This window comes from Paraburkholderia sp. SG-MS1 (genome assembly GCF_012275575.1).
Taxonomy (GTDB): Bacteria; Pseudomonadota; Gammaproteobacteria; order Burkholderiales; family Burkholderiaceae; genus Paraburkholderia.
In genome coordinates, this window is the sequence record NZ_NPIH01000108.1 from 33,858 (window position 1) to 54,979 (window position 21,122).

Here is a 21,122-nt window from a genome sequence, read left to right on the forward strand (position 1 = left end):
GAACCTGCCGAAGCTCTCCGACGACATCGCTCTCGCCAGCATGGAGTGGGGCTTTATCACACCACTGTGGTTGCGCATCGTGTATCAGGGCTATGTAGTGGCGCGCGGCGGCAAAGATCTGCTGGGCCCTGAAGTGGCAAACGCAGTTGAAACCGCTTCGCTCGAAACCGACGAGAAGAGAGCGATCGAACGCTGGAAAGAAGCGAACGTGCTGTTGCAAAAGCAGGCCGGTATCGTACCGTTGCTGACGTTCACCCGCTATTTCGCCAGTAGCTCGAAAGTGAACGGCTTCAACGTGCCCGCGCAGAACTGGTACGACCTCTCCAAAGTGTGGCTGACAGCATGATACGCACGATCGCTTACCGTCTGCTCCAGTCGGTTCCGGTGTTTCTCGCCATCTCGTTGCTGGTGTTCGGGTCGGCGCATCTTGCGCCAGGCGATCCAATCTCGAACGCGTTGTCCGGACAGATGCCTCAGGCGTCGATCGACGCGCTTCGACATGCGTACGGCCTTGACCGTCCGCTCGTCGAGCAGTACTTCATCTGGCTCGCGAATCTGGCGTCGGGCCATTGGGGCGACTCGATCGTGCTGAAGGTACCGGTGATGAGCGTACTTGGCCACGCCTTCCTCAACACCGCGATCCTGACGGCAGCCGCTGTCCTGATCTGTGTGCTGTTCGGCGTGACGATCGGCATAGCGTCCGGTTTGCATCGCAGATCGCGGATCGATTCGATTTCGATGTTCGTGATCCAGGTCGGCCACAACCTGCCGGTGTTCTGGCTAGGCCTCGTGCTGATGTGGATTTTCGCGCTCAAGCTGCACTGGCTGCCGTCATCCGGCATTGCCGACATGCGGGGCGATGGCGGACCGTTCGATCTGCTCAAACATCTGGTTCTACCGGCAACGTCCGCCGCGCTGATTTCGATGCTGCTGCTCGCGAGGCTGGTGCGCGCGAGCGTTATCGAAATTGCGCAGACCGACTACATCCGTACCTATCGTTCCCTGGGGTTTTCGCGGGCGAGCATCGTGCGCAGGCATATTGGCCGCAATCTGCTCAGCCCGATCGTCAACGTGACCGGCCTGCAGATCGGCTATCTGCTAAGCGGTGTGATTCTGGTGGAGAACGTGTTCGCATGGCCGGGACTCGGCACACAACTGTACGTCGCCGCCGCGGGCCGCGACTACCCGATGGCGCAAGCGGGCGTCATGCTGATCGCCGCGTGTTTCGTCGGTATGAATCTGCTCACCGATATCGCGCTCGATCTGCTCAATCCGCGCCTGCGGGCCTGAGCATGGCGAGCTTATCAGCCGCTTCACCGAGGACCGTGAGATGACTCATCTCGATGCTCTGCATAAAAGCGCGTATCACGCCTATGCCAATACCGCGGACGCCGCGCACGTCCCTGACTCCGAGCCGCATGACGAAGTGGCGCTCGACGTGCCCCCGCGCGGGCACGATGCGCTCGCGCGTCTGTGCTCCAACCGGCTGGCCGCGATTGGCGTGGTGGTGATCGTGCTGGTCACGTTCATCTCCGTCGCGGCGCCATGGCTCGCGCCCTACGATCCGAACCTCGGCGATCCCACTCTGCGGCTCGCGGGCATCGGCACGCCGGGCCACTGGCTCGGGCTCGACGATCAGGGACGCGATCTGCTCAGCCGTCTCATCTGGGGTGGACGCAGCGCACTCGCCGTCGTGGTGATAGCGGTCGCGACCGCATGCGTGCTGAGCCTCGCAATCGGTCTTTATGCCGGCTTCGCACGAGGCCGAGCCGCTGCGCTCGTGATGCGGCTCATCGACATACTGTTTGCTTTTCCGATGATCCTGCTCGCCATCAATCTGGCGACGACACTCGGTCCGGGGTTCGTCACGGTGGGCATTACGGTGCTGCTCAGCGCGCTGCCGTATCTGACGCGCGTGGTCTATGCCGGCGTGCGTGCCGAACGAGACAAGGAATATATCGAGGCCGCCCAGGCGCTTGGCGCGTCGTCGTTCAACATCGTGCTCCGCGAGATTCTGCCGAACGTGCTGACGCCCCTGGTCGTCTACGGCACGACGCTTGTTGGCGGGATGATCGTGTTCGTGGCTGGCCTGAGCTTCCTCGGACTCGGGGTCCAGCCGCCGACCGCCGACTGGGGACGCATGGTCAGCGAAGGTACCCGCCTGATGCTGCTCGGCGGCGCTCATGTCGCGACTTTGCCGGCTCTCGCGATCGTCGTGCTCTCGCTCGCCTTCAACTGGTTGGGCGACGGTCTGCGCGATGCGCTCGACCCGCGCGATTAAGGCCTTGCAAGGAGATAATGTGACGCTGCTCACTATTGAACATCTAGAGGTCGACTTCGTCGGCCGGCGAGCCGCTGAGCCGGCCGTGCGCGGCGTCAGCCTCGCCATCGAGCCAGGCGAGATCGTCGCGCTGGTCGGCGAGTCCGGGTCGGGAAAGAGCGTGACTGCGGCAGCCATTACCGGGCTGCTGCCGCACGACAAAGTGGAGATACGGGGCGACATCCACTTCGACGGGCAACCATTGCTCGATCTGACCGAGGACTCGCTCCAGCAGATACGCGGCAGCGGTATCGCCATGGTCTTCCAGAATCCGCTGAGTTCCCTTGACCCGTCGTTTCGTATCGGCGATCAGCTGATCGAGATGGCGCGCCTGCGCCGTCGTGATCTCGATGCGGCCTCGGCACGAGCCAGCGCGGCGCAGTGGCTCGAACGCGTCGGCATACAGGACACCGAACGCGTGTTGCGTGCTTATCCGCACCAGTTGAGCGGCGGGATGCGACAACGCGTGATGATCGCTCTCGCGGCGATGAACCGGCCGCGTCTGCTGATCGCCGACGAGCCGACCACCGCGCTGGACACCGTCCTGCAAAAAGAAATTCTCGCGCTACTGAAGGAGCTGAATCGCGAGTTCGGCACGGCGATTCTCATCATCACGCACGACTTCGGCGTGGTGTCGTGGCTGAGCGACCGCGTCGCGGTGATGAAGTCAGGCCGTATCGTCGAACAGGGCGCGACCGCTCGAGTCCTGGCTGCGCCGCGCCATGCATACACCGCCCGTCTGATCGACGCCGTGCCCGAGCTGGGTTTGCGGCGCGCCGATCGGACTCCGGCTCGGCGGCTGGGCGGCGCTGCCCGGCCCCTCGTGAAAGAGGCTCGCTTCCCGCCGGTTCAGCGAGCCTCGCCGCAAAACGCTGATGCTGCGCCACCTTTCCTCGAGGTTCGAGGCTTATCCAAAGCTTTCGTGACACGGCGCTCGTGGTGGCCTTCGCGCATCCATACCCTGGAGGCCGTGCGCGAGGTCGCTTTCGAGGTCAAACGCGGCGAAATCTTCGGCCTGATCGGCGCCTCGGGTTCCGGCAAGTCGACACTCGCGCGGGTCGTCGCGCAATTGACGCCGGCCACCGAGGGCTCGGTCCATTTCGCTGGCGAAGAGGTGACGCAATTCGATCGGCTTGCCCTGAAGCGCTTTCGCCAACGGTTCCAGTTTGTGTTCCAGGACAGCACCTCGGCGCTCAATCCGCGCCGCACGCTTTCCGATCAGTTGTGTGATCCAGCGTTGCGGCTCGGCGTGGCGGAAGACAAAGACCACGCTCTTGAACTCGCGCGGCAAGCGCTGGAGCGCGTCGGGCTCGAAGCCCGTCACCTGCATCGCTACCCGCATGCGTTTTCCGGTGGACAGCGCCAGCGCATCGGGATCGCGCGAGCGCTCGTCGTGAAGCCGGAATTCATCGTGCTCGACGAGCCGACCTCCGCGCTCGACGTTTCGATCCAGGCGCAGATCCTTAATCTGCTGCTGGAGTTGCGCGAGACGCTCGACCTGACGTATCTGTTCATCGGCCACAGCCTGCCTGTGATCGAATTCCTGTGCGATCGCGTTGCGGTGATGGAGCAAGGCCGCATCATCGAAAGCTTCGATGCCGCCGACCTCAGCGCGAACGCCGTTCAACCTTCGACCCGCCGGCTGCTCGACGCCGTCCTGCCCGTGCGTCCGCGCACCCTTCTCGCCGCCCCTCACCCCGCCGAGCTGCTCACATGACCCGCCGTCTGATCTACAACGCTTTCACGCACGTCACGCCGAACCACCATAGCCATGGTTACTGGCGACATCCCGACGGCCAGGGGCAACTCGACTACAAACGTCTGCAACCGTGGCTCGATCTGGCGCGCACAGTCGAGCGCGGCCGCTTCGATACCGTTTTTCTGGCCGACGTAGTGGGCGTCTACGACAAGTTTCGCGGCAACGGCGACACGTCGATCCGCACCGCGATGCAGTTTCCCAGTCTCGATCCGGCGAGCCTCGTGTCGGCGCTCGGCGCCGTGACCGAGCACCTCGGCTTCGCAGTGACCAGCTCGGTGATTCAGGACCATCCGTTCGACTTCGCACGCAAGCTGTCCACGCTCGATCATCTGACCGACGGCCGCGTCGCGTGGAATATCGTCACGTCGTATCTCGACAATGCGGCGCGCAACTTCGGCCACGCAGCGCTCGAAGAACATGACGAACGCTATCGCTGGGCCGAAGAGTACGTGGACGTCGTCTACAAGCTGTGGGAGGCCAGCTGGGAAGACGACGCGCTTGTCACCGACGCCACGCGCGGCGTCTTCGCCGAGCCTGCCAGAGTGCACAAGATTCACCATCGCGGCGCGCGCTATTCGGTGGAAGGCCCGCATCTTTCAGAGCCCTCGCCCCAACGCACGCCGCTGCTGTTTCAGGCTGGCGGGTCTGAAGCCGGTCGCCGCTTCGCCGCGCGCCACGCGGAGGCCACCTTCATCGCCGCGCGCACGCCCGAAAGCGCGGCGCATCACGTCGCCGATCTGCGCGCGCGAACCCGCGCGCTCGGCCGCCGCGACAACGAGCTGAAAATCATCGTGCCGCTCGCGCCGGTGATTGGCTCGACCGAGGCGGAGGCACACGCGCGGCGCCGTGAGTTGAAGGAGTGGCTGAGTGTCGACGCGTTGCAATCGTTCTACAGCGGCGGACTCGGGGTGGATCTATCGAACATCGATCCGGGCCAGCCGCTCTCCGAACTGCTCCAGAACAATCACGTTCGCGGCAACGTCCGCGCGTTTATCGAAGCCGCGCCCGATCGCACGGTGACGTTCGCGGACCTGTTGAAGGAAACCGTTTCGGGCCGCTTTGCCGGCACGCCCGAACAGATCGCAGATGAAGTGCAGCGGTATGCGGACGCGGGGGTCGACGGCTTCAACGTGGTGCCGGTGACGACGCGCGGCTGGTGGACTGAATTCGTCGATCAGGTCGTGCCGGAGCTGCAAAAACGCGGCTTGATGCAGACCGAGTATGCGCCGGGCACTCTGCGCAACAAGATCTCGGGACGCGGACCACTGCTGCCGGACCATCACCCGGCGCGGCAACTGCGTGACGAAGTGCGGCAGCTGTCGAGAGACAAAAGGCGCGCGCAGCAGGTGTGAACGTGTTCGCTCGCCACATTGCGGTCTGTCGGAAAGACCCAGCAAAGACGCTTGATCAAACGCTTTCCACGCTATGGCACGTGATTCATCGTTCGAACAATTGCATCGCAAAACGCCGATAAACTTATGGCGTTTTGTTGTTTTTTCAAACGGTTCGCGATGCTTAATGTATCGGGTTACCACGACTCTCCGATCAGGCAAGCATGTCCACTTTGCCGAAGCACCCGGCCCAGATCGCCGATCTTGCTCGAACCGCCGACACTCACACTCCGCTAAACCTCGACGCCATTCTCGAAGCGAGCTTTAGCAAACTCTTCGAGCGCGTTGCAGCGGGCGCGGTCGAACGTGAGCAGAACCGCGAACTCGCTTATGAAGCCATTCAATGGCTGCGCGATGCAGGCTTTACCGCCCTGCGAGTTCCGAAACGATATGGCGGCGACGGCATCACGCTCCCACAATTTTTCAGACTGCTCGTGAAGTTGGGAGAAGCGAATTCGAATCTCCCGCAAATTCTGCGGCTCAATTTCGGTTCCATCGAAACGCGGCTCGAAACCAGCGACGAAGCATCGCGCGAACGTTGGCTCAGACCGGCCGCGAATGGTGTGCTGTTCGGCGCCGCCATTTCCGAACGCACGGGTTCGACTCACAACTGGGTCACCTGATGCGCGATCCGGCCGACAATAGCCGTTGGCGTCTTAATGGCGAAAAGTATTACAGCACAGGCTCGCTCTACGCCGACTGGGACGACCCGCATTATTTTAACCACCACGAGTGATCCTCCACCTCCGCTGTGAGGAAACACAGCAACAGATCGCACGAGAATTCTCAAGTGAGCTTTAAGGTCAAGGTTTCCTTGCCGAGGAACGGGAACGGAATCATCGGTTGCCGCGCGAGAAGATCACGACGCTCAAGGAACGCGGCTTCGGCGCACTGCGCCCGCCGACAGACGCCGGTGGGGACGCGCCCGCTTGCACACGCTTTCGGCGTGGCCGGCAATGATGTGCTGCGACCGACTCTATTCGGTCATCTGGAGGCACGACGACGAGTTACTTGCCCTGCGCGTTGAACCAGCCTGGACCTATCGGTGCGTATCCCCCGCTGCCAGTCGCGGCAGCCGCTGCCATGGCGCCAAAATTGGGCCATGCGGGATAGTAGTGACTCGACGGCGCCTGAGAACTCCCAGCAATCTTCGCCGCACCCGTGTTGCCCGTCGATCCTGTCGTCGAGCCGAGCGTCATGATGCCGAAGTACGGTTCGTAGACGTTCGTGCTGCTCGGCAACCACAGTGCCTGGTCCGAATAGCTGTACACGTAGACCGGACCATACCATCCCTTCGGTTGACGCCCAACCCAAGCCATCAGTGCACTGTATTCGCGTGCCTGGTTGGCCTGCGTCAGGTAAGACGAGAGGTCCGTCCAGACTTTAAAATTGGCGTTCGTGTACGTGGTTAGGTCGTCGCCCAAATAACCCGTGAAATTTGTCGCGCCATCCGAACCCGTGGTCGGCACGCCGAACTCGGTGAGGGCGATCGCCTTCGCTCCGTCGCCGTGCGCGTTCATCTGTTCGCGCAGGCTCGTGCCCGTATAGCTCGCAAATGTGTTTCCTCCATCGCTTTCCGGCCAACCGTACGATGGCGACGAAAACGTATGCCACATCATGTTGAATGCATTCGAGTATTGCGGGAACGCCGAGTTGAGCGTCGTGCTCGGGCACTGGTCGGGCGCCGACTGCCAGTCGTCGCTATAACAGTAGGGATGATGGGCAAGCGCATCGAAATATCCGTGCGCACCCTTCGCGTACATCACTGCCAGCCAGTCGCGCGGGTTCCACTGCATTGGCGCCGGGTAGCTGGGGTTGGTCGAATTGACGAGCCCAACAATGCCATTCGACGGCAGAGCACCGGTCGCGTTATTCGGCCACGTAGGACAGCCTGCGCTACCGCCAGCGTATACATAGGCGCCTGGATTTGCCTGCTTGATAGCCGGGTAGACACTCTTCAGGATCGTCGTGTAAAGAGCGGGATCGTGAGGCATGAAATCACCGCCGCAGTTCGGCTCGTTCCAGATCTCCCACGCGTCGACCTGGCCACCGTAACTATCGCTGCTGTAATGCTTGGCAGCGGCCCGCGCGAAATTGGTATAGAGAGTCGGATCGGGCGCGCACAGCCAGAATGGAACGTAATTCGCTTGCTGATAGCTGCTGGAACAGGCCGAACTCGCCGCCCATGGAGGGGTCAGCAAAATCACGCCCAGCACTCTTAAGCCGTTATTGCGGGCGGCCCGGATAATCGTGTCCGCCACTCCCCAACTCAACCCACTGCTGGCGCCCGGATTAGGATCGCTGTCGTTGATGATCGTTGGCGAGGGTTGGGTTTGCTCCCAGTTGATGACGATGCGAACCCAGCGGGCCTTTGTCGCCGCCAGGCCAGCCATGTAATTGCTGATTGCCTGAGTCGGATTGTCGGCATTCCGGAAGATGATGTCGCTGACTTCACTGCCCAGGTTAATGCCAGGTACGGGCGTATTGGTCTGGCCGATCGCAACCCGGCACCCGAACAGCGCCAAAATGAGGACACTCCAGCCGAGCCTGGACCTTGCTAAATTCAATTGATCGCGCAGGAATTTTTCCACGATAGACCGTATCTGGTCGCACAGGAATCTGGGATTGTATTCCAATCGTTACGCGTTCTGCGTTTATATTTGCTCCATAAAACACCACTATTTTTTTATGCAGTGTGTGACATTTTAAGTAAATAACGACATTTGACTGTTAAGGAAAGCGTAGTAGTTCGCTGATTGGCGCCAGTATGAACGTGTCGGGTGAAGACCCTGCGTGGCGAACGCGCCCGATGCCGCACGCGCTGGCGCCCTCAACCGCACGTCGCGCACAGAATCGTATATCGTTCGGACGTTCCAGTATTTGTCCCGAATTCTGCTTTATTCGCCAAGGCGTAAAAATAAGGCGGAAGTTGAAACCCATTCCGCCTGCCGCTTCGACGCAACTCCATTCGCCGCACATGCGTTCTCGCACTGCGCGCGACCCTGCGCTGTCGGATAAGCGTCATTGGACGACCCGAGCGAAGCGTCAAAATGAATCTCTTACGCCGCAAAACCCACTACTGCTGAACACCCCATCTCCGCACCGTGACGCGCTCCAGCGTATCGAACACCAGGTGTTCAATCAGCAACCCGATCACGATCACCGCCGCTAGCCCGGCGAAAACCCGGTCGGTGTACAGCTCATTGCGATTCTGGAAGATGTACCAGCCCAGTCCGCCGCTGCCCGAACTCGCGCCGAACACCAATTCAGCCGCGATCAGCGTCCGCCACGCAAACGCCCAGCCCACACGCAAACCCGCCAGAATCGATGGCAGCGCCGCGGGCACGAGGATCAGCAGCACGTGGCGCAAGCCCGTCAGGCCGTAGTTGCGCCCGGTCATCCGCAGCGTCGCGGGCACCGACTGAAAACCGGAGTACGTATTGAGCGCGAGCGGCCACAGCACCGCATGCACCAGCACGAACAGCAAGCTGCCGGTGCCGAGACCGAACCACAACAACGCGAGCGGCAAAAGCGCGATCGACGGCAACGGGTTGAACATCGCGGTCAGCATCGACAGGAAGTCGCGCCCTACGCGCGTCGACACGGCAAGCGAGGTCAGCACGAAGGCGAGTGCCGCGCCGAGCAGATAACCGCGCAGCAGCACCGACATCGACACCGCGGCTTTTTGCAGCAATTCGCCGGACCAGATGCCTTGCACGAACGCGCTGAACGTCGCACCGAACGTCGGCAGCAGCAAATCGTTGTCCACCAGGCGCGCGGCGATCTCCCATCCGGCGATCAGCACAAGCGCAATCAGCGTCTTGCGCAACCAGCCCTGCGCAAAGACACGTTTGCCGAGCGGCAACGGCGCTTCGAGAACGAGTTCGCCGAGTGGTTCGAGCGGGCGTTCGTACTCCTCGCGAACCGGCGGCAGCAACGTGACAGGCGAGCTCATTGAACGGTCTCCGTCTGCTCGAACAACAGGTGATGAATACGTGCGACGCTGCGCTGAAAATCGCTGCGTCCGAAGCTATCCTGCGAATACTGATGGCTGTTGAGCTCGGCGCGCACGCGGCCTGGATGCGGCGACAGCAGCAGGATCCGGTTGCCGACCACCAACGCCTCCTCGATCGAATGCGTGACGAAGAGCAGCGTGAAGTTCACCTCTTCCCATAGCCGCAGCAGTTCTTCCTGCATCTTGCGGCGCGTGAGCGCATCCAGCGCGGCAAACGGTTCGTCCATCAGCAGCACGCGTGGCTGCATCGCCAGCGCGCGGGCAATCGCAACCCGCTGCTTCATGCCGCCCGACAGCGTATGCGGATAAGCATTCGCAAACGAAGCCAGTCCCACCTTCTCCAGATAGTGCAGCGCGCGCCCGTTCGCTTCGGCGCGAGAGAGCTTCTTCGCGACACGCAGAGGAAACGCGACGTTCTGCAGCACCGTCTTCCACGGCGGCAACTGGTCGAACTCCTGAAACACGACGATGCGATCGGCGCCGGGGCCGCGCACGGTCTGCCCGTCGAGCGAAATGCTGCCCGAAGTCGGCTGGATGAAACCCGCCACCGCCTTGAGCAACGTCGACTTGCCGCAACCCGACGGCCCGAGCAGTACGAAGCGGTCGCCGCCGTAGACGTCGAAGCTGACGTCGTGCGTCGCGCGCACGATGCGCTCGCGCGTGCGGTATTCGAGGTTGACGTTTTCGACCGCGAGCAGTCTTTCGCTGGTCGCCGTGGCGGTCTGCCCGTCGCGGTTCGGAAACAGAAGCGTGGGATTGGCCACCATCAGATTGCTCCGTGTGTGTGGACTAAACGCGCCGGCAAATGTCGCGCAATGATGAACATGTTCAGCTCCCCGTCGCCGTCGCGGGGTCGTCAAAGAAGTAGTCCTTCCACGACTTCGGCTCGTTTTTGATCACGCCCACGCGATACATGAACTGGGCGAGCCCGAATGTGTTCTGCGGCGCCACCTTGAATTGCACCTGCGGATTCTTGATGACCTTCACGAGCAGATTGCGGTCGATCTTCGATTGATTCGTGCGGATATAGATATCGGCAGCGGCTTCGGGATTGGCCGTGACGAAACGCGCGGCGTCGGCCAATGCATCGACGAATGCGCGGTACGTCTTGGGATTGTTGTCACGGAATTTTTCGGTGGCGTAAAGCACGGTCGCCGAACTCGGTCCACCGAGCACGTCGTATGAGTTCAGCACGATATGCGCTTTTGGATTGCCTGCCAGTTCCTGCTCCTGAAACGGCGGGTTACCGAAGTGCCCGGTGATTTCCGTGCCGCCCGCAATGATCGCCGCGGCCGCGTCAGGATGCGGCAACGCCTGGGTGAATTTGTCGAGACGGTTGTAATCCTTGTCGCCCCAGCGCTTGGCGGCCGCATATTGCAGCACGCGCGATTGCACCGACACGTTGACGGCCGGCACCGCAATGCGATCCTTCTCGGTAAAGTCGGCAATCGTCTTCACGTTGGGATCGTTGCTGACGAGGTAGTACGGCAGATTGCCGAGCGACGCGACGCCCTTGACGTTCTGCTTGCCGTGCGTGCGGTCCCAGATCGTCAGCAGCGGACCGACGCCGGCGCCCGCGATGTCCACCGCACCGGACAGCAACGCGTCATTGACCGCAGCGCCGCCCGAGAGCTTCACCCAGTCGACCTTGATATCGAGCCCCTCTTTACGCCCTTCTTTCTCGACGAATTGCTGGTCACGCGCGACGTTCAGTAACAGATAGACAATGCCGAACTGTTCGGCGACGCGAATCTGCCCCTCGGCATGCGCGGGGGCGGTGGCCGCGAAGCCCGCGATGCCCATTGATACGGTCAGCAAAGTCGCGGAAAAACGGCGGACAAACGACGGCCGCGCGGCGGTCGGGCGAAACCTGGCAAGCATTGGAACTCCGGTCAGCGTGTAGTGTGGTCAAGGCGGGCAACGGTGCCGTCAGAACGGCGCGTCACCTTCGATCGTCGTGCGATATAGTTTTCGGCGCAGATGGTCCGGTGTGCCCGCCGCGAGATGCATCAGCGAGCGGTTGTCCCAGAACACCATGTCGTGCTCGGCCCACTGATGCCGGTACAGATGTTCGGGGCGAACGCTATGGGCGAATATTTCGTCGAGCAGCGCCTTGCTCTCGTCTTCCGGCAAACCGATCACGCGGGTCGTGAAATGCTCGCTGACGAACAGCGCCTTGCGGCCGGTCTCGGGATGCGTGCGTACGATCGGCTGCACGACCGGTTTCACCGAGGCGATCTGTTCAGCGGACAGATTGGGCCGCCACGGACTGCGCTTCTGCAGTTCCGCGTATTTGGCGAGATACGTGTGCTCGGCCTGACGCGCTTCCACGGCGGTGCGCAAATGCGCGGGCAAGGTGTCCCACGCGAGGTGCATGTTGGCGAACAGCGTGTCGCCGCCTTCGGCTGGCAATTCCTGCGCATGCAGCAGCGAACCGAGACTCGGCTTTTCCTTGTACGACAGATCGGAATGCCAGTAATGACCCGCATCGCCGAGACCGATCGGCTTGCCGTTCTCGACGATGTTCGACACCACCAGCACTTCCGGATAGCCCGGCAACTGGAATTGATGCAGCACATGAATCTGCAGCGGGCCGAATCGGCGGCTGAAAGCAATCTGCTGATCCGGCGTGATGCGTTGGTCGCGGAACACCAGCACATGGTGATCGAGGTGGGCGCGATGAATGCGCGCGAAATCGTCCTGGCTCAGCGGCTTGCCGAGATCGAGCCCGAGGACTTCCGCGCCGACGGGACCGTCGAACGCGCGAATCTCGAAGGGCTGGGCTTCAATGGCGTGGCCGTCATGGCCGGCAGCAATGGGGGCAAAGGCAGTCGTCACAGGAAACTCGTCGTTGATCTGTTCGGAGGACGCCGTCGAGGGCGCAGTCCAACGAATGTACCGGCGCACGCGCGCGGCGACAACGAAGCAAATCCGATACGTTTATCTGCTGGAGTGATAAACCCGATGCTTTAACGCATTCCGGCGCGGCACGGGCGCTTTACTCGCGGGCGCCGCCTCGGCCTTCGCGTCGGCGGGCCTGCGCGTCATAGCCGTCCGGGGCGTGGATCGGCCACGAAACCCTGCCGGTTGGGCATCACCACGCGTGGCAGCGACGCCGCGTCGAGGCGCGCATCGGCTGCAACGATGCCGTTCTGGTTCAGCAGGAACGCGCTGAGCGCGTAGACCTCGTCGGCGGACAGCGATTCGGGCGCGTTGTAAGGCATCGCGCGGCGGATATAGTCGAACAGCGTCGTCGCATAGGGCCAGTAGCTGCCCACGGTGCGCTTCGGCTTTGCACTGCTCAGCGTGCCCTGGCCGCCGACCAGCGGATCGCCGAGCCCGCCCTGGCCCTGTGCGCCGTGGCACGCCGCGCACTTCGCGGCGAACAGATGCGCGCCCGTGGCGACGTCGCCGCTGCCCGCGGGCAAACCGCGGCCATCCGGCGCGATGTCGATGTTCCAGGCAGCGAGCTCCCGTTCGGTGAGCGGCGTGCCGACGCCGTGGTCGGGCGCCGCGCCCTGAACGTTGGACGCATCCGGTGCGATCGACGAACAGGAGGCCAGCGTGCATAGCGAGAGCCATGCGGCCAACGCCGCGCGCACTCGCCAGCGTGTCGAATGAGCATCACGCATTACGCACCTCGCCGTTCGCGTCGACCCGCCATTGCTGAATCGCGTTGTAGTGGTACTGCGAGTTCAGCCCGCGAGCGGCAACGAGTTCCGCGCGTGTGGGCTGCACGTAGCCGGTCGAATCAGTCGCGCGAGAGAGAATCGCGGCGGGGCCGCCGTCCCAGCGCCAGTCCGCCTGAAAGCGCGTGAGCGCGCGATCGTGAATCGCGCCATCGAGACGTGCAAGACGCCAGGTCGCCCCGCCATCGGTCGATACTTCGACCTTGCGAACGGTTCCACGCCCTGACCAGGCGAGCCCCGTGATCGGGTAATAGCCGTGCGTGGTGAGGCGATGCCCCGGCGAGGGCCGCGTGATGACCGACTTCGCATCCATCTCGAACGCGAACTGACGGGCGGTGCCGTTCGCGAGCAGGCTCGTGTACTTCGAGGTTTCCTCGCGCGTTTGCAACGGCGCATCGACTACCTTCAGACGGCGCAGCCACTTGACGTTCGTATTGCCTTCGAAGCCGGGGACGATCAGACGCAGCGGATAACCGTTCTCCGGACGCAGGCGTTCGCCGTTTTGCGCGTACACGACGAGTGCGCGCTCGAGTATCCGTTCGAGCGGCAAACTGCGCGTCATCACGGCGGCATCCGCGCCTTCGGCGAGCAGCCAGCCACGCGCCGGATCGATCTGATTCGACAGGCCGCCCACTTCTTCCAGCAAGGTCGACAAGCGCACGCCGGTCCATTCGCAGCACGAGAGCAGACCATGCGTGAGTTGCACCGGCAGGCCGCTCGGCCCATTCCACTCATTGCCGGTATTGCCCGAGCATTCGAGAAAATGGATGCGCGATTCGGACGGCAGGCGCAGCAGGTCGTCCATCGTGAACAGCTTGGGCGTACGCACCAGTCCGTGAACCGCGAGCCGATGCTGAGCGGGGTCGATCTCGGGCACGCCTCCATGATGCCGTTCATAGACCAGACCGTTCGGCGTGAGCGTGCCGTGCAGATCGGCAAGCGGCGTCATCGATGAAGCCGCGCCGGGCAGCGGCCACGCCCGCGCGCTGCGCCGCACGACGTCCGCCTCGTGTGGCGACGGCACACCGTACGGGTGCTCGAGTATGGGCGCACCGGGCACACGGCTCGACGGCGCGATGTCGAGCGGCTTGAGCAGTTCGGCGGCCGCCGCGGCGTGCGAGGCGACGAGGCCGCCTGCGGCGAGACGCCCGAGCAGGCGGCGGCGAGTGCGCGATGGCGACGGATGCGGCGGCGGGATGCGGGCATTCATGATGGCGGCGGCGCTTTGTCGTACTGGTGGGCTCGTAGGCAAGCCGGTGATGCTAACAACCGAGCGCAAACCCGCCAAACAATCTATTGTGATATCGATCGCAGCATCGCTGATGTGGGCGCGTCACGCACAACACAGCGCGTGGCCCGACGAAAGCCACCTATCGAGCGCGATGCGCGGGCCGCCGCAAACCGAGGTTCTCGCGCAACGTGCGCCCTTCGTACTCGCTGCGGAACAGGCCGCGTCTGCGCAACTCCGGTAACACGAGTTCGACGAAATCGGTCAGGCCGTTCGGCAGCACCGGCGGCATGACATTGAAACCGTCTGCGCCATAGTTCACGAAGCGCTCTTCGAGTTGATCGACGATCTGCTCCGGAGTCCCGACAAGTTGCCAGTGACCCCGCGCACCCGCTACCCGCAAATAGAGCTGGCGTATCGTCAGGTTCTCGCGCCGCGCCAACTCGATCGTCAACGACTGCCGGCTCTTGCTCGCGTTCGTTTCCGGCAACTCGGGAATCGGCCCGTCGAGCGGATAGTCCGACAGATCGACACCACCGGTGAGTCCAGACACCAGCGCGAGTCCCACCTTCGGATCGACGAGCGACTGCAACTGCTCGAACTTTTCGTTCGCCTCGCTCGCGGTGCGTCCGGCAATCGGGAATACGCCCGGCATGATCTTCAGATCGTCGGGCTCGCGGCCATAAGCCTGCATGCGTCCCTTCACGTCGGCGTAAAAGGCGACTGCGTCCGCGAGCGTTTGCTGCGCGGTGAAGATCACCTCGGCCGTGCTCGCCGCCAATTCCCTGCCCGCTTCCGACGACCCCGCCTGCACGACGACCGGATGCCCTTGCGGAGAGCGTGCGACGTTCAGCGGACCTCGGACCTGAAAGAAGCGTCCCTTATGATCGAGCACATGCCGCTTTTTCGGGTCGAAGAAACGTCCGTTGGGTTTGTCGCGAACAAACGCATCGTCTTCCCAACTGTCCCAAAGCCCTTGCGTGACTTGCGCAAACTCGGTCGCGCGTTCGTAGCGTTCGGCGTGATCGAAATGCTTGTCGCGATTGAAGTTCTTCGCCTCGTGCTCGCTCGACGACGTGACCAGATTCCAGCCCGCACGTCCACCGCTGATGTGATCGAGCGACGCGAACTTGCGCGCGATGTGATACGGCTCGTTGAAGCTCGTCGAGGCTGTCCCGACCAGGCCGATGCGTTCGGTCACCGCCGCCAGCGCCGACAGCAGCGTGATCGGTTCGAACTGTGCGACATAGCTGTGCGCGGTACGGCTCAGAAAGTCGACGTTGTCGCCGCGCGTACCCACACCGTCGGCCAGAAACACCAGGTCGAACTTCGCGGCTTCGGCCGCCTGGGCAAGCTGGACGTAATGGCGGAAATTGACGCCGGCATCGGCCTGCGCCTCGGCATGCCGCCACGCCGCGATGTGATGTCCCGATGGATAAAGAAACGCGCCGAGGTGCAAGTGCCCGCTACGTCTGCTCATGGAGGTCCGCGAAGAAGGGTTGACGATGTGTCCGCACCGCGTGCGCTTCTGGACCGGCCTGGAGCCGCGGCGCTCGCGGGTGATCTGGATAGCGAAGGAGCCGACGTTAGCCGTGCAGGCGGCGAATGGCAACGAAGCGAAACTCATAACGTTATGAGCACGGCAAGTTCGCGATGCTTACGCGCTCGGCACAGGGAGCCGTCGAATGGATCGCATCAGGAATCAGCTAAGAATAGCAATTATTGTTCGTTGTCCATCATCCATTTTCTTCGCATAATTTTCGACGTTTTACCGATACCTCGAAGCAGCGAGTCTCGCTTCATGCGCGCCAATATCTCTGTTCAACACGATCCCGAACCGATCGCTCCGGAGCCCTTGATGCCCACTCAAACGTCGAACGTCGCGTTCGCCGACCCTGCCGCGCCCGCACGGCGCTCCGGCAAACCGGCTCACGTCATCGAGTCCGACGCAGAAGCGATCGCCACCGCGCGGCACCTCGCAAGCCGCTTCGCCGCCGATGCCGCGCGTCGCGACAGAGACCGCAGCCTGCCGCACGAAGAACTCGATGCCGCGTCGGACGCTGGCCTGTGGGCGATGACCGTGCCTAAAGCGTATGGGGGTGCACAGGTTTCCTACGTGACCGTCGGGCGCGTGTTCGCGATCCTCGCCGCGGCCGACCCGTCGATCGCGCAGATCCAGCAGAACCATAACAGCGCCGTATTCTGGCTCTGGAAAACAGGCACGGAGCAGCAGCGCGCGTTTTTCCTCGGCGAGATTCTGTGCGGCGCACGCTTTGGCAACGCCAACGTCGACGTCGGCGGACCGCGCCCGGCCGGCTCCGCCATGACCATCGCAGCCGACGACGGCGGCTTCCGGCTGTCCGGCCGCAAGATCTATTCGACCGGTGCGCTGTTTGCCGACTATGTCTCGACCATCGGCCAGGACGCCCAAGGGCGCCGCGTCGTGGCCATTGTGCCCGCGGGGCATCCGGGCATGAAGATCGCCGACGACTGGGACAGTTTTGGCCAGAAAACCACCGCGAGCGGTACGGTGATCTTCGACAACGTGTGGGTGCCTGCGCTGAATGTCTTGCCGATCTACCGCAGCTACGAAGACTGGCCGCAAAACGCCATTTCGCAGATCAGTCACGTCGGCATAGACGCGGGTATTGCGCGCGGCGCAATCGACGCGACGATCGCGTTCATCCGGCAGCGTGACGCCGATTCCGCGCCGTCCACGGCTGCCCTCGGCACGGACCCCTATGTGATCTACCAGCTAGGCGAACTGAAAACGCGTCTGCATGCGGCCGAAGCCATGATGGACCGCGCCGGCCACGCGATCGACAGTTGCCTCGCCGACCCAGGCGCGGACACGATCGCCGAGGCGTCGATCGCGGTCGCCGAAGCCAAAGCCTTGACGACTGAAATCGCCATCGAAGCCAGCAACAAGCTGTTCGAACTCGCAGGCACGCGGTCCACGCATCCGTCGTTCAATCTCGACCGGTATTGGCGCAATGCCCGCGTGCATACATTGCATGACGCCGCGCGCTGGAAATACGCGGCGGTCGGCAACTTCTATCTCAACGGCGAAAGGCCACCTACTAGCGGGCAGACCTGAGGCGGACGCCGTGCCCCTTAACCGTGCGGCTTTCACCGTTTCGCTATCCGTCCATTCTCCAGGAGATGCCTGCATGCCAGGACGCCGTCAATTTCTCGCCGCCAGCGCTGCCGCACTCGCCGGCGCGGCATTCGCCACGTCGACGCGCAAAGCCTCGGCGGCGACGCCCGATACGATCAGTCTCGGCTTTCAGAAGACGGGCATTCCCCTCGTTGCGCGGCAACTCAAGGTATTCGAAAAGCGCTTCGAGCCACGCGGCATCCGCGTCAAATGGATCGAGTTCCCGTCGGGACTGACGCTTTTGCAGGCGCTCGATATGGGCGTGATTGCATTCGGCAATTCCGGCAACGTCGGCTGTATTTTTTTGCAGGCGTCGGGAGGCCACGTCAACTACATCGCCGCGCAACCGACAGGTGCGAAAAGCGAAGGCATTCTGGTTAAGGCAGACTCCGGCATACGCACGCTCGCCGATCTGCGCGGCAAGAAAGTCGGCTATGCAAAAGGCTCCAGTTCGCACGATCTGATCGCCGCGGCGCTCGAAAAGGCCGGCGTGAAATTGTCGGAGATCGAAACCTTCTCGCTCGGCGCAGCAGATGCCGCGTTCGCTTACGAAGGCGGAAATATCGACGCGTGGGTAATCTGGGACCCTTACTTCACGCTCGCGCAAAAACACACGCCTTCACGTGTGCTTGCCTATAGCGGCGACATCGAGTCGAGCTCCGGCTTTCTGCTGGCGAACAGCACGTTTGCTGCGGCACATCCCGATCTGGTCAACGAGTACATCGAAGGCTCGAAGCAGGCAGCCGAATGGGCCAAAGCACACCCGGTGGACGTGACTGAAGTACTGGCGAGTGCCACCGGCATCGCGCCCGATGTGATGGCGGCCGTGAACCGCAATGCGAGTTTCGACGTGACTGCCCTCAGCGCGCGCTTGCTCGACAGCCAGCAGGCGACAGCAGATCGCCTTTTCACCCTCGGGCTGATTCCAAAGAAGGTCGACGTGCGCGACATCGTCTGGAAAGCATAGCGCTTAAACCATGCTCATGCGTCGAACCAGTGCGCTAGAGCAGCACTTTCACGCATCACCTGGCACTTCAGATTAAAAGCAGTTTTCGTTGTTTGGAGGTCCAGATAGCGACGTGCTCTACTGTTCGCACCGCCAGGTTCTGCCCCGTCGCATGCGATCTCGCGGACAACGCATACGTTCACACTTGCATCGCAAGGAATTCCACTGTGCCCGACTCAATCGTCACTCCACCGTCACGCACATCGACACCTCCAGCCGACGGTGCGCGCGATGCATCGCCTTTCGTCGCAGTCCGTTCGCCCGTCACCTTTGCGGATAGTCCTGTTTCGCGCGCCTTCGAACAGCCCTTGCTGCTCGGCCTGTTCCTGCCGATTCAGGCCGGCGGCTGGAGCGCATCCACGTTGCCGCGCACGACGGACTGGAACTTCGAGTACAACCTCGAGCTGGTGCAGAAAGCGGAATCGTTTGGCTTCGATCTGGTCTTCGCCCTGTCGCAATGGTTGCCCAAGGGCGGCTACGGCGGCGTATTCAACGGAGAGGCACTCGATTCGTTCATGTCGCTCGCGGCGATGACCGCGCGTACCGAACGCATCATCCTTGTTGCCACCAGCCACGTGCTATATGGCCCGTGGCATCCGCTGCATTTCGCCAAATTCACCGCGACGCTCGATCACATCTCGAAGGGTCGTTGGGGCATCAACGTGGTTACCGGACATCGCGCGATCGAACACGAGATGTTCGGCTGGCATCGCATCGACCACGACCGGCGCTATCAACTGGCAGCCGAATTTCTCGACGCCGTGCAGCAATTGTGGTCGCAGCCGGATAACTTCAGTTTCGCGCCCGCACTGTCGAGCTGGAAACTGGACAAGGCTTTTGTCACGCCGAAGCCTCGCTACGGACGCCCGCTGCTCGTCAACGCGACCGGCTCGGACGCCGGCATCGACTTCGCCGCGCGCTATTCGGACGTGGTGTTCATCACGAGCCCGGCCGGTTCGGAAATCGAAGCGGCGCTCGCCGCGCTGCCGGCGCACACCGCTCGCGTGAAAGCCGCCGCGCAGGCGCATGGCCGCAAGATTCGCACGTTGATCAACCCGATGGTGATCTGCCGCGAGACGCCCGCCGAAGCACGCGCTTACCACGATGCAATCGTCGCGCACGGCGACGAAGGCAGTTTCCATCGCTTCGACAGCGACGCGCATGCATGGCGCGGCGGCGCTGAGCAACGCAATTCGGCGGCAGCGCGCGCGGTGGGCGGCAACATTTCGATCGTCGGCTCGCCGCAGCAAATTGCCGACTACATCGTGCGGCTGCATCGCGCCGGTGTCGACGGCGTGCAACTGAGCTTCTTCGATTTCAAACCCGACCTCGAATTCTTCGGCGAGCGCGTGCTGCCATTACTGCGCGAAGCCGGCTTGCGCTATTGATCGCGTCGGCGCGCCGCGTTCGGCGAACGCGGCAACCATCCTAACGATATTGCACTCAACCTCGCAGGTGATCCGCATGAGCCGAATCTGGTACACGCGCTGCCCGGCACCGACCCCGTTCGGCATCGCGGCGCAAAAAGGCTGGCTGCAGCAGGAGTTCGCAGCCGACGGCATCGACGTCAAAGCATTGCAGGATGCCGACGACGTGCTGATCCGCCGCTCCCACTTCACACATAGCCAGCCGTGGTCGTTTCGCCAGGGCGGCAATATTCCGGCACTGTGGGCGCGCGCTCAGGGCAGCGATACACGCCTGATCGGTCTGAGCTGGGTCGACGAATTCCAGGCGCTGATTACGCTCGACCGGCAACTGGACGCCACACCGCACGCGCTCGCCGGACGTCGCTTCGGTTTTCCGCGCAATACGCGCGCGAACGTGGTCGATTTTCATCGCGCCACCGCGCTGCGCGGGTTTTCTTCGTTGCTCAATGTAGTCGGCGCGCAGTTTGAAGATGTCGATCTGGTCGAACTGCCGCACACGCCGCGCGGACTCGAAGACGCGAAGCCCGCTAGCGACGCCCCGCTCGGCGTGTGGCTCGACGCGCAACGTTCGCATGAATTCGCCCGCGAAGCAGAGGCGCTTCTGCGCGGCGAGGCCGATGTCGTGTTCGTCAAAGGTGCGACCGGACTCGATATCGCGAATCTGCTCGGCGCGAAAATCCTTGTGGAGATCGGCGCGCAATCCAATCGCGTGCTGCACGCGAACAATGGCACGCCGCGTCCGTTGACTGTCGACGCGAAGCTGCTGCGCGAGCGCCCCGATCTCGTGGAGCGCGTGCTGGCTCGCACCCTCGCCGCCGGCGACTGGGCCGACACACACGCCGCGGAAGTAGCGAGTTATGTCGCCCGCGAGGTTCGCAGCGCCGAGCATTGGGTCGAACGCGCGTATCCGGGCGGCCTGCACCGGCAGTTGGCGATCGGCCTCGATCCGCAAGCGCTTGCCGCTCTGGCCGATTTCAAACAGTTCCTGTTCAAATGGGGCTTCATTGCGACGGATTTCGACTTCGACGCGTGGGTCGACCCAGCGCCGCTCGCCGCGGCACTCGAACGACGCAATGCGCTGGCTGCATCGGCAGTCTGACCGGTCTGCGTATCCTCCTTCCCTCCTCCTC

At 62.7% G+C, this 21,122-nt stretch carries 18 protein-coding genes; 10 read left to right on the forward strand and 8 right to left on the reverse strand.

The features are described 5' to 3' along the window. Positions 1–40 precede the first annotated feature (40 nt). The 6 genes from CIC12_RS07795 (at position 41) to CIC12_RS07820 (ending at position 6,093) form a co-directional block, all read left to right on the forward strand. Positions 41–346 carry a hypothetical protein gene (locus CIC12_RS07795; RefSeq protein ID WP_168663565.1) on the forward strand — a complete coding sequence of 102 codons (306 nt, stop codon included), beginning with the start codon at positions 41–43 and terminating at the stop codon, positions 344–346. Continuing rightward, positions 343–1,290, forward strand: a complete 948-nt coding sequence (locus CIC12_RS07800; RefSeq protein ID WP_168663566.1) for an ABC transporter permease — start codon at positions 343–345, stop codon at positions 1,288–1,290. Before CIC12_RS07795 ends, CIC12_RS07800 begins: the two co-directional genes overlap by 4 nt. A 40-nt stretch (positions 1,291–1,330) precedes the next feature. Then, on the forward strand, positions 1,331–2,281 hold the full coding sequence (locus CIC12_RS07805; RefSeq protein ID WP_168663567.1) for an ABC transporter permease: 951 nt from the start codon (positions 1,331–1,333) through the stop codon (positions 2,279–2,281). Positions 2,282–2,300: 19 nt separating this feature from the next. Further along, a complete protein-coding gene (locus CIC12_RS07810) occupies positions 2,301–4,037 on the forward strand; it encodes a dipeptide ABC transporter ATP-binding protein (RefSeq protein WP_168663568.1) in 1,737 nt (578 codons plus the stop codon). After that, positions 4,034–5,431 carry an LLM class flavin-dependent oxidoreductase gene (locus tag CIC12_RS07815; protein ID WP_168663569.1) on the forward strand — a complete coding sequence of 466 codons (1,398 nt, stop codon included), beginning with the start codon at positions 4,034–4,036 and terminating at the stop codon, positions 5,429–5,431. The genes CIC12_RS07810 and CIC12_RS07815 overlap by 4 nt, the downstream gene beginning before the upstream one ends. Before the next feature lie 203 nt (positions 5,432–5,634). Beyond that, positions 5,635–6,093 (forward strand): acyl-CoA dehydrogenase family protein, encoded by a 459-nt coding sequence (locus tag CIC12_RS07820; RefSeq protein WP_238812439.1) that lies wholly within the window; start codon positions 5,635–5,637, stop codon positions 6,091–6,093. A gap of 384 nt (positions 6,094–6,477) precedes the next feature. On the opposite strand, the gene CIC12_RS07825 is transcribed toward CIC12_RS07820, so the two are convergent. From CIC12_RS07825 to CIC12_RS07860, 8 genes are all read right to left on the reverse strand, one after another. Then, a complete protein-coding gene (locus CIC12_RS07825; protein WP_168663604.1) occupies positions 6,478–8,037 on the reverse strand; it encodes a cellulase in 1,560 nt (519 codons plus the stop codon). Between the two features lie 509 nt (positions 8,038–8,546). Further along, positions 8,547–9,425 carry an ABC transporter permease gene (locus tag CIC12_RS07830; RefSeq protein WP_168663570.1) on the reverse strand — a complete coding sequence of 293 codons (879 nt, stop codon included), beginning with the start codon at positions 9,423–9,425 and terminating at the stop codon, positions 8,547–8,549. Beyond that, entirely contained in the window at positions 9,422–10,252 is an 831-nt protein-coding gene (locus tag CIC12_RS07835; RefSeq protein ID WP_168663571.1) for an ABC transporter ATP-binding protein, read from the reverse strand. The genes CIC12_RS07830 and CIC12_RS07835 overlap by 4 nt, the downstream gene beginning before the upstream one ends. 61 nt (positions 10,253–10,313) lie before the next feature. Further along, on the reverse strand, positions 10,314–11,366 hold the full coding sequence (locus tag CIC12_RS07840; RefSeq protein WP_168663572.1) for an ABC transporter substrate-binding protein: 1,053 nt from the start codon (positions 11,364–11,366) through the stop codon (positions 10,314–10,316). Between the two features lie 48 nt (positions 11,367–11,414). Further along, entirely contained in the window at positions 11,415–12,323 is a 909-nt protein-coding gene (locus CIC12_RS07845; protein WP_168663573.1) for a TauD/TfdA family dioxygenase, read from the reverse strand. A gap of 206 nt (positions 12,324–12,529) precedes the next feature. After that, complete coding sequence (locus tag CIC12_RS07850) at positions 12,530–13,117, reverse strand: c-type cytochrome (RefSeq protein WP_168663574.1); 588 nt, start codon at positions 13,115–13,117, stop codon at positions 12,530–12,532. Next, positions 13,110–14,384 (reverse strand): sulfite dehydrogenase, encoded by a 1,275-nt coding sequence (gene soxC / locus CIC12_RS07855; RefSeq protein ID WP_168663575.1) that lies wholly within the window; start codon positions 14,382–14,384, stop codon positions 13,110–13,112. Before soxC ends, CIC12_RS07850 begins: the two co-directional genes overlap by 8 nt. 160 nt (positions 14,385–14,544) lie before the next feature. Beyond that, positions 14,545–15,882 carry an LLM class flavin-dependent oxidoreductase gene (locus tag CIC12_RS07860; RefSeq protein WP_168663576.1) on the reverse strand — a complete coding sequence of 446 codons (1,338 nt, stop codon included), beginning with the start codon at positions 15,880–15,882 and terminating at the stop codon, positions 14,545–14,547. Positions 15,883–16,260: 378 nt separating this feature from the next. Between CIC12_RS07860 and CIC12_RS07865 the strand changes: the two genes are divergently transcribed. The 4 genes from CIC12_RS07865 (at position 16,261) to CIC12_RS07880 (ending at position 21,091) form a co-directional block, all read left to right on the forward strand. After that, entirely contained in the window at positions 16,261–17,499 is a 1,239-nt protein-coding gene (locus CIC12_RS07865; protein ID WP_168663577.1) for an SfnB family sulfur acquisition oxidoreductase, read from the forward strand. A gap of 73 nt (positions 17,500–17,572) precedes the next feature. Beyond that, entirely contained in the window at positions 17,573–18,526 is a 954-nt protein-coding gene (locus tag CIC12_RS07870; RefSeq protein WP_168663578.1) for an aliphatic sulfonate ABC transporter substrate-binding protein, read from the forward strand. A 218-nt stretch (positions 18,527–18,744) separates the two neighbouring features. Continuing rightward, the gene (locus CIC12_RS07875; RefSeq protein ID WP_168663605.1) at positions 18,745–19,953 is read left to right on the forward strand and encodes an LLM class flavin-dependent oxidoreductase; all 1,209 of its coding nucleotides are present in this window, start codon (positions 18,745–18,747) and stop codon (positions 19,951–19,953) included. A 76-nt stretch (positions 19,954–20,029) separates the two neighbouring features. After that, positions 20,030–21,091, forward strand: a complete 1,062-nt coding sequence (locus tag CIC12_RS07880; protein ID WP_168663579.1) for an ABC transporter substrate-binding protein — start codon at positions 20,030–20,032, stop codon at positions 21,089–21,091. Positions 21,092–21,122 lie beyond the last annotated feature (31 nt).

Coding starts and splice junctions, on each gene's coding strand:
- CIC12_RS07795 (WP_168663565.1), top strand. CDS start 41: ATGGAGTGGGGCTTTATCACACCACTGTGGTTGCGCATCGTGTATCAG.
- CIC12_RS07800 (WP_168663566.1), top strand. CDS start 343: ATGATACGCACGATCGCTTACCGTCTGCTCCAGTCGGTTCCGGTGTTT.
- CIC12_RS07805 (WP_168663567.1), top strand. CDS start 1,331: ATGACTCATCTCGATGCTCTGCATAAAAGCGCGTATCACGCCTATGCC.
- CIC12_RS07815 (WP_168663569.1), top strand. CDS start 4,034: ATGACCCGCCGTCTGATCTACAACGCTTTCACGCACGTCACGCCGAAC.
- CIC12_RS07820 (WP_238812439.1), top strand. CDS start 5,635: ATGTCCACTTTGCCGAAGCACCCGGCCCAGATCGCCGATCTTGCTCGA.
- CIC12_RS07830 (WP_168663570.1), bottom strand. CDS start 9,425: ATGAGCTCGCCTGTCACGTTGCTGCCGCCGGTTCGCGAGGAGTACGAA.
- CIC12_RS07835 (WP_168663571.1), bottom strand. CDS start 10,252: ATGGTGGCCAATCCCACGCTTCTGTTTCCGAACCGCGACGGGCAGACC.
- CIC12_RS07840 (WP_168663572.1), bottom strand. CDS start 11,366: ATGCTTGCCAGGTTTCGCCCGACCGCCGCGCGGCCGTCGTTTGTCCGC.
- CIC12_RS07850 (WP_168663574.1), bottom strand. CDS start 13,117: ATGCGTGATGCTCATTCGACACGCTGGCGAGTGCGCGCGGCGTTGGCC.
- soxC (WP_168663575.1), bottom strand. CDS start 14,384: ATGAATGCCCGCATCCCGCCGCCGCATCCGTCGCCATCGCGCACTCGC.
- CIC12_RS07860 (WP_168663576.1), bottom strand. CDS start 15,882: ATGAGCAGACGTAGCGGGCACTTGCACCTCGGCGCGTTTCTTTATCCA.
- CIC12_RS07865 (WP_168663577.1), top strand. CDS start 16,261: ATGCCCACTCAAACGTCGAACGTCGCGTTCGCCGACCCTGCCGCGCCC.
- CIC12_RS07870 (WP_168663578.1), top strand. CDS start 17,573: ATGCCAGGACGCCGTCAATTTCTCGCCGCCAGCGCTGCCGCACTCGCC.
- CIC12_RS07880 (WP_168663579.1), top strand. CDS start 20,030: ATGAGCCGAATCTGGTACACGCGCTGCCCGGCACCGACCCCGTTCGGC.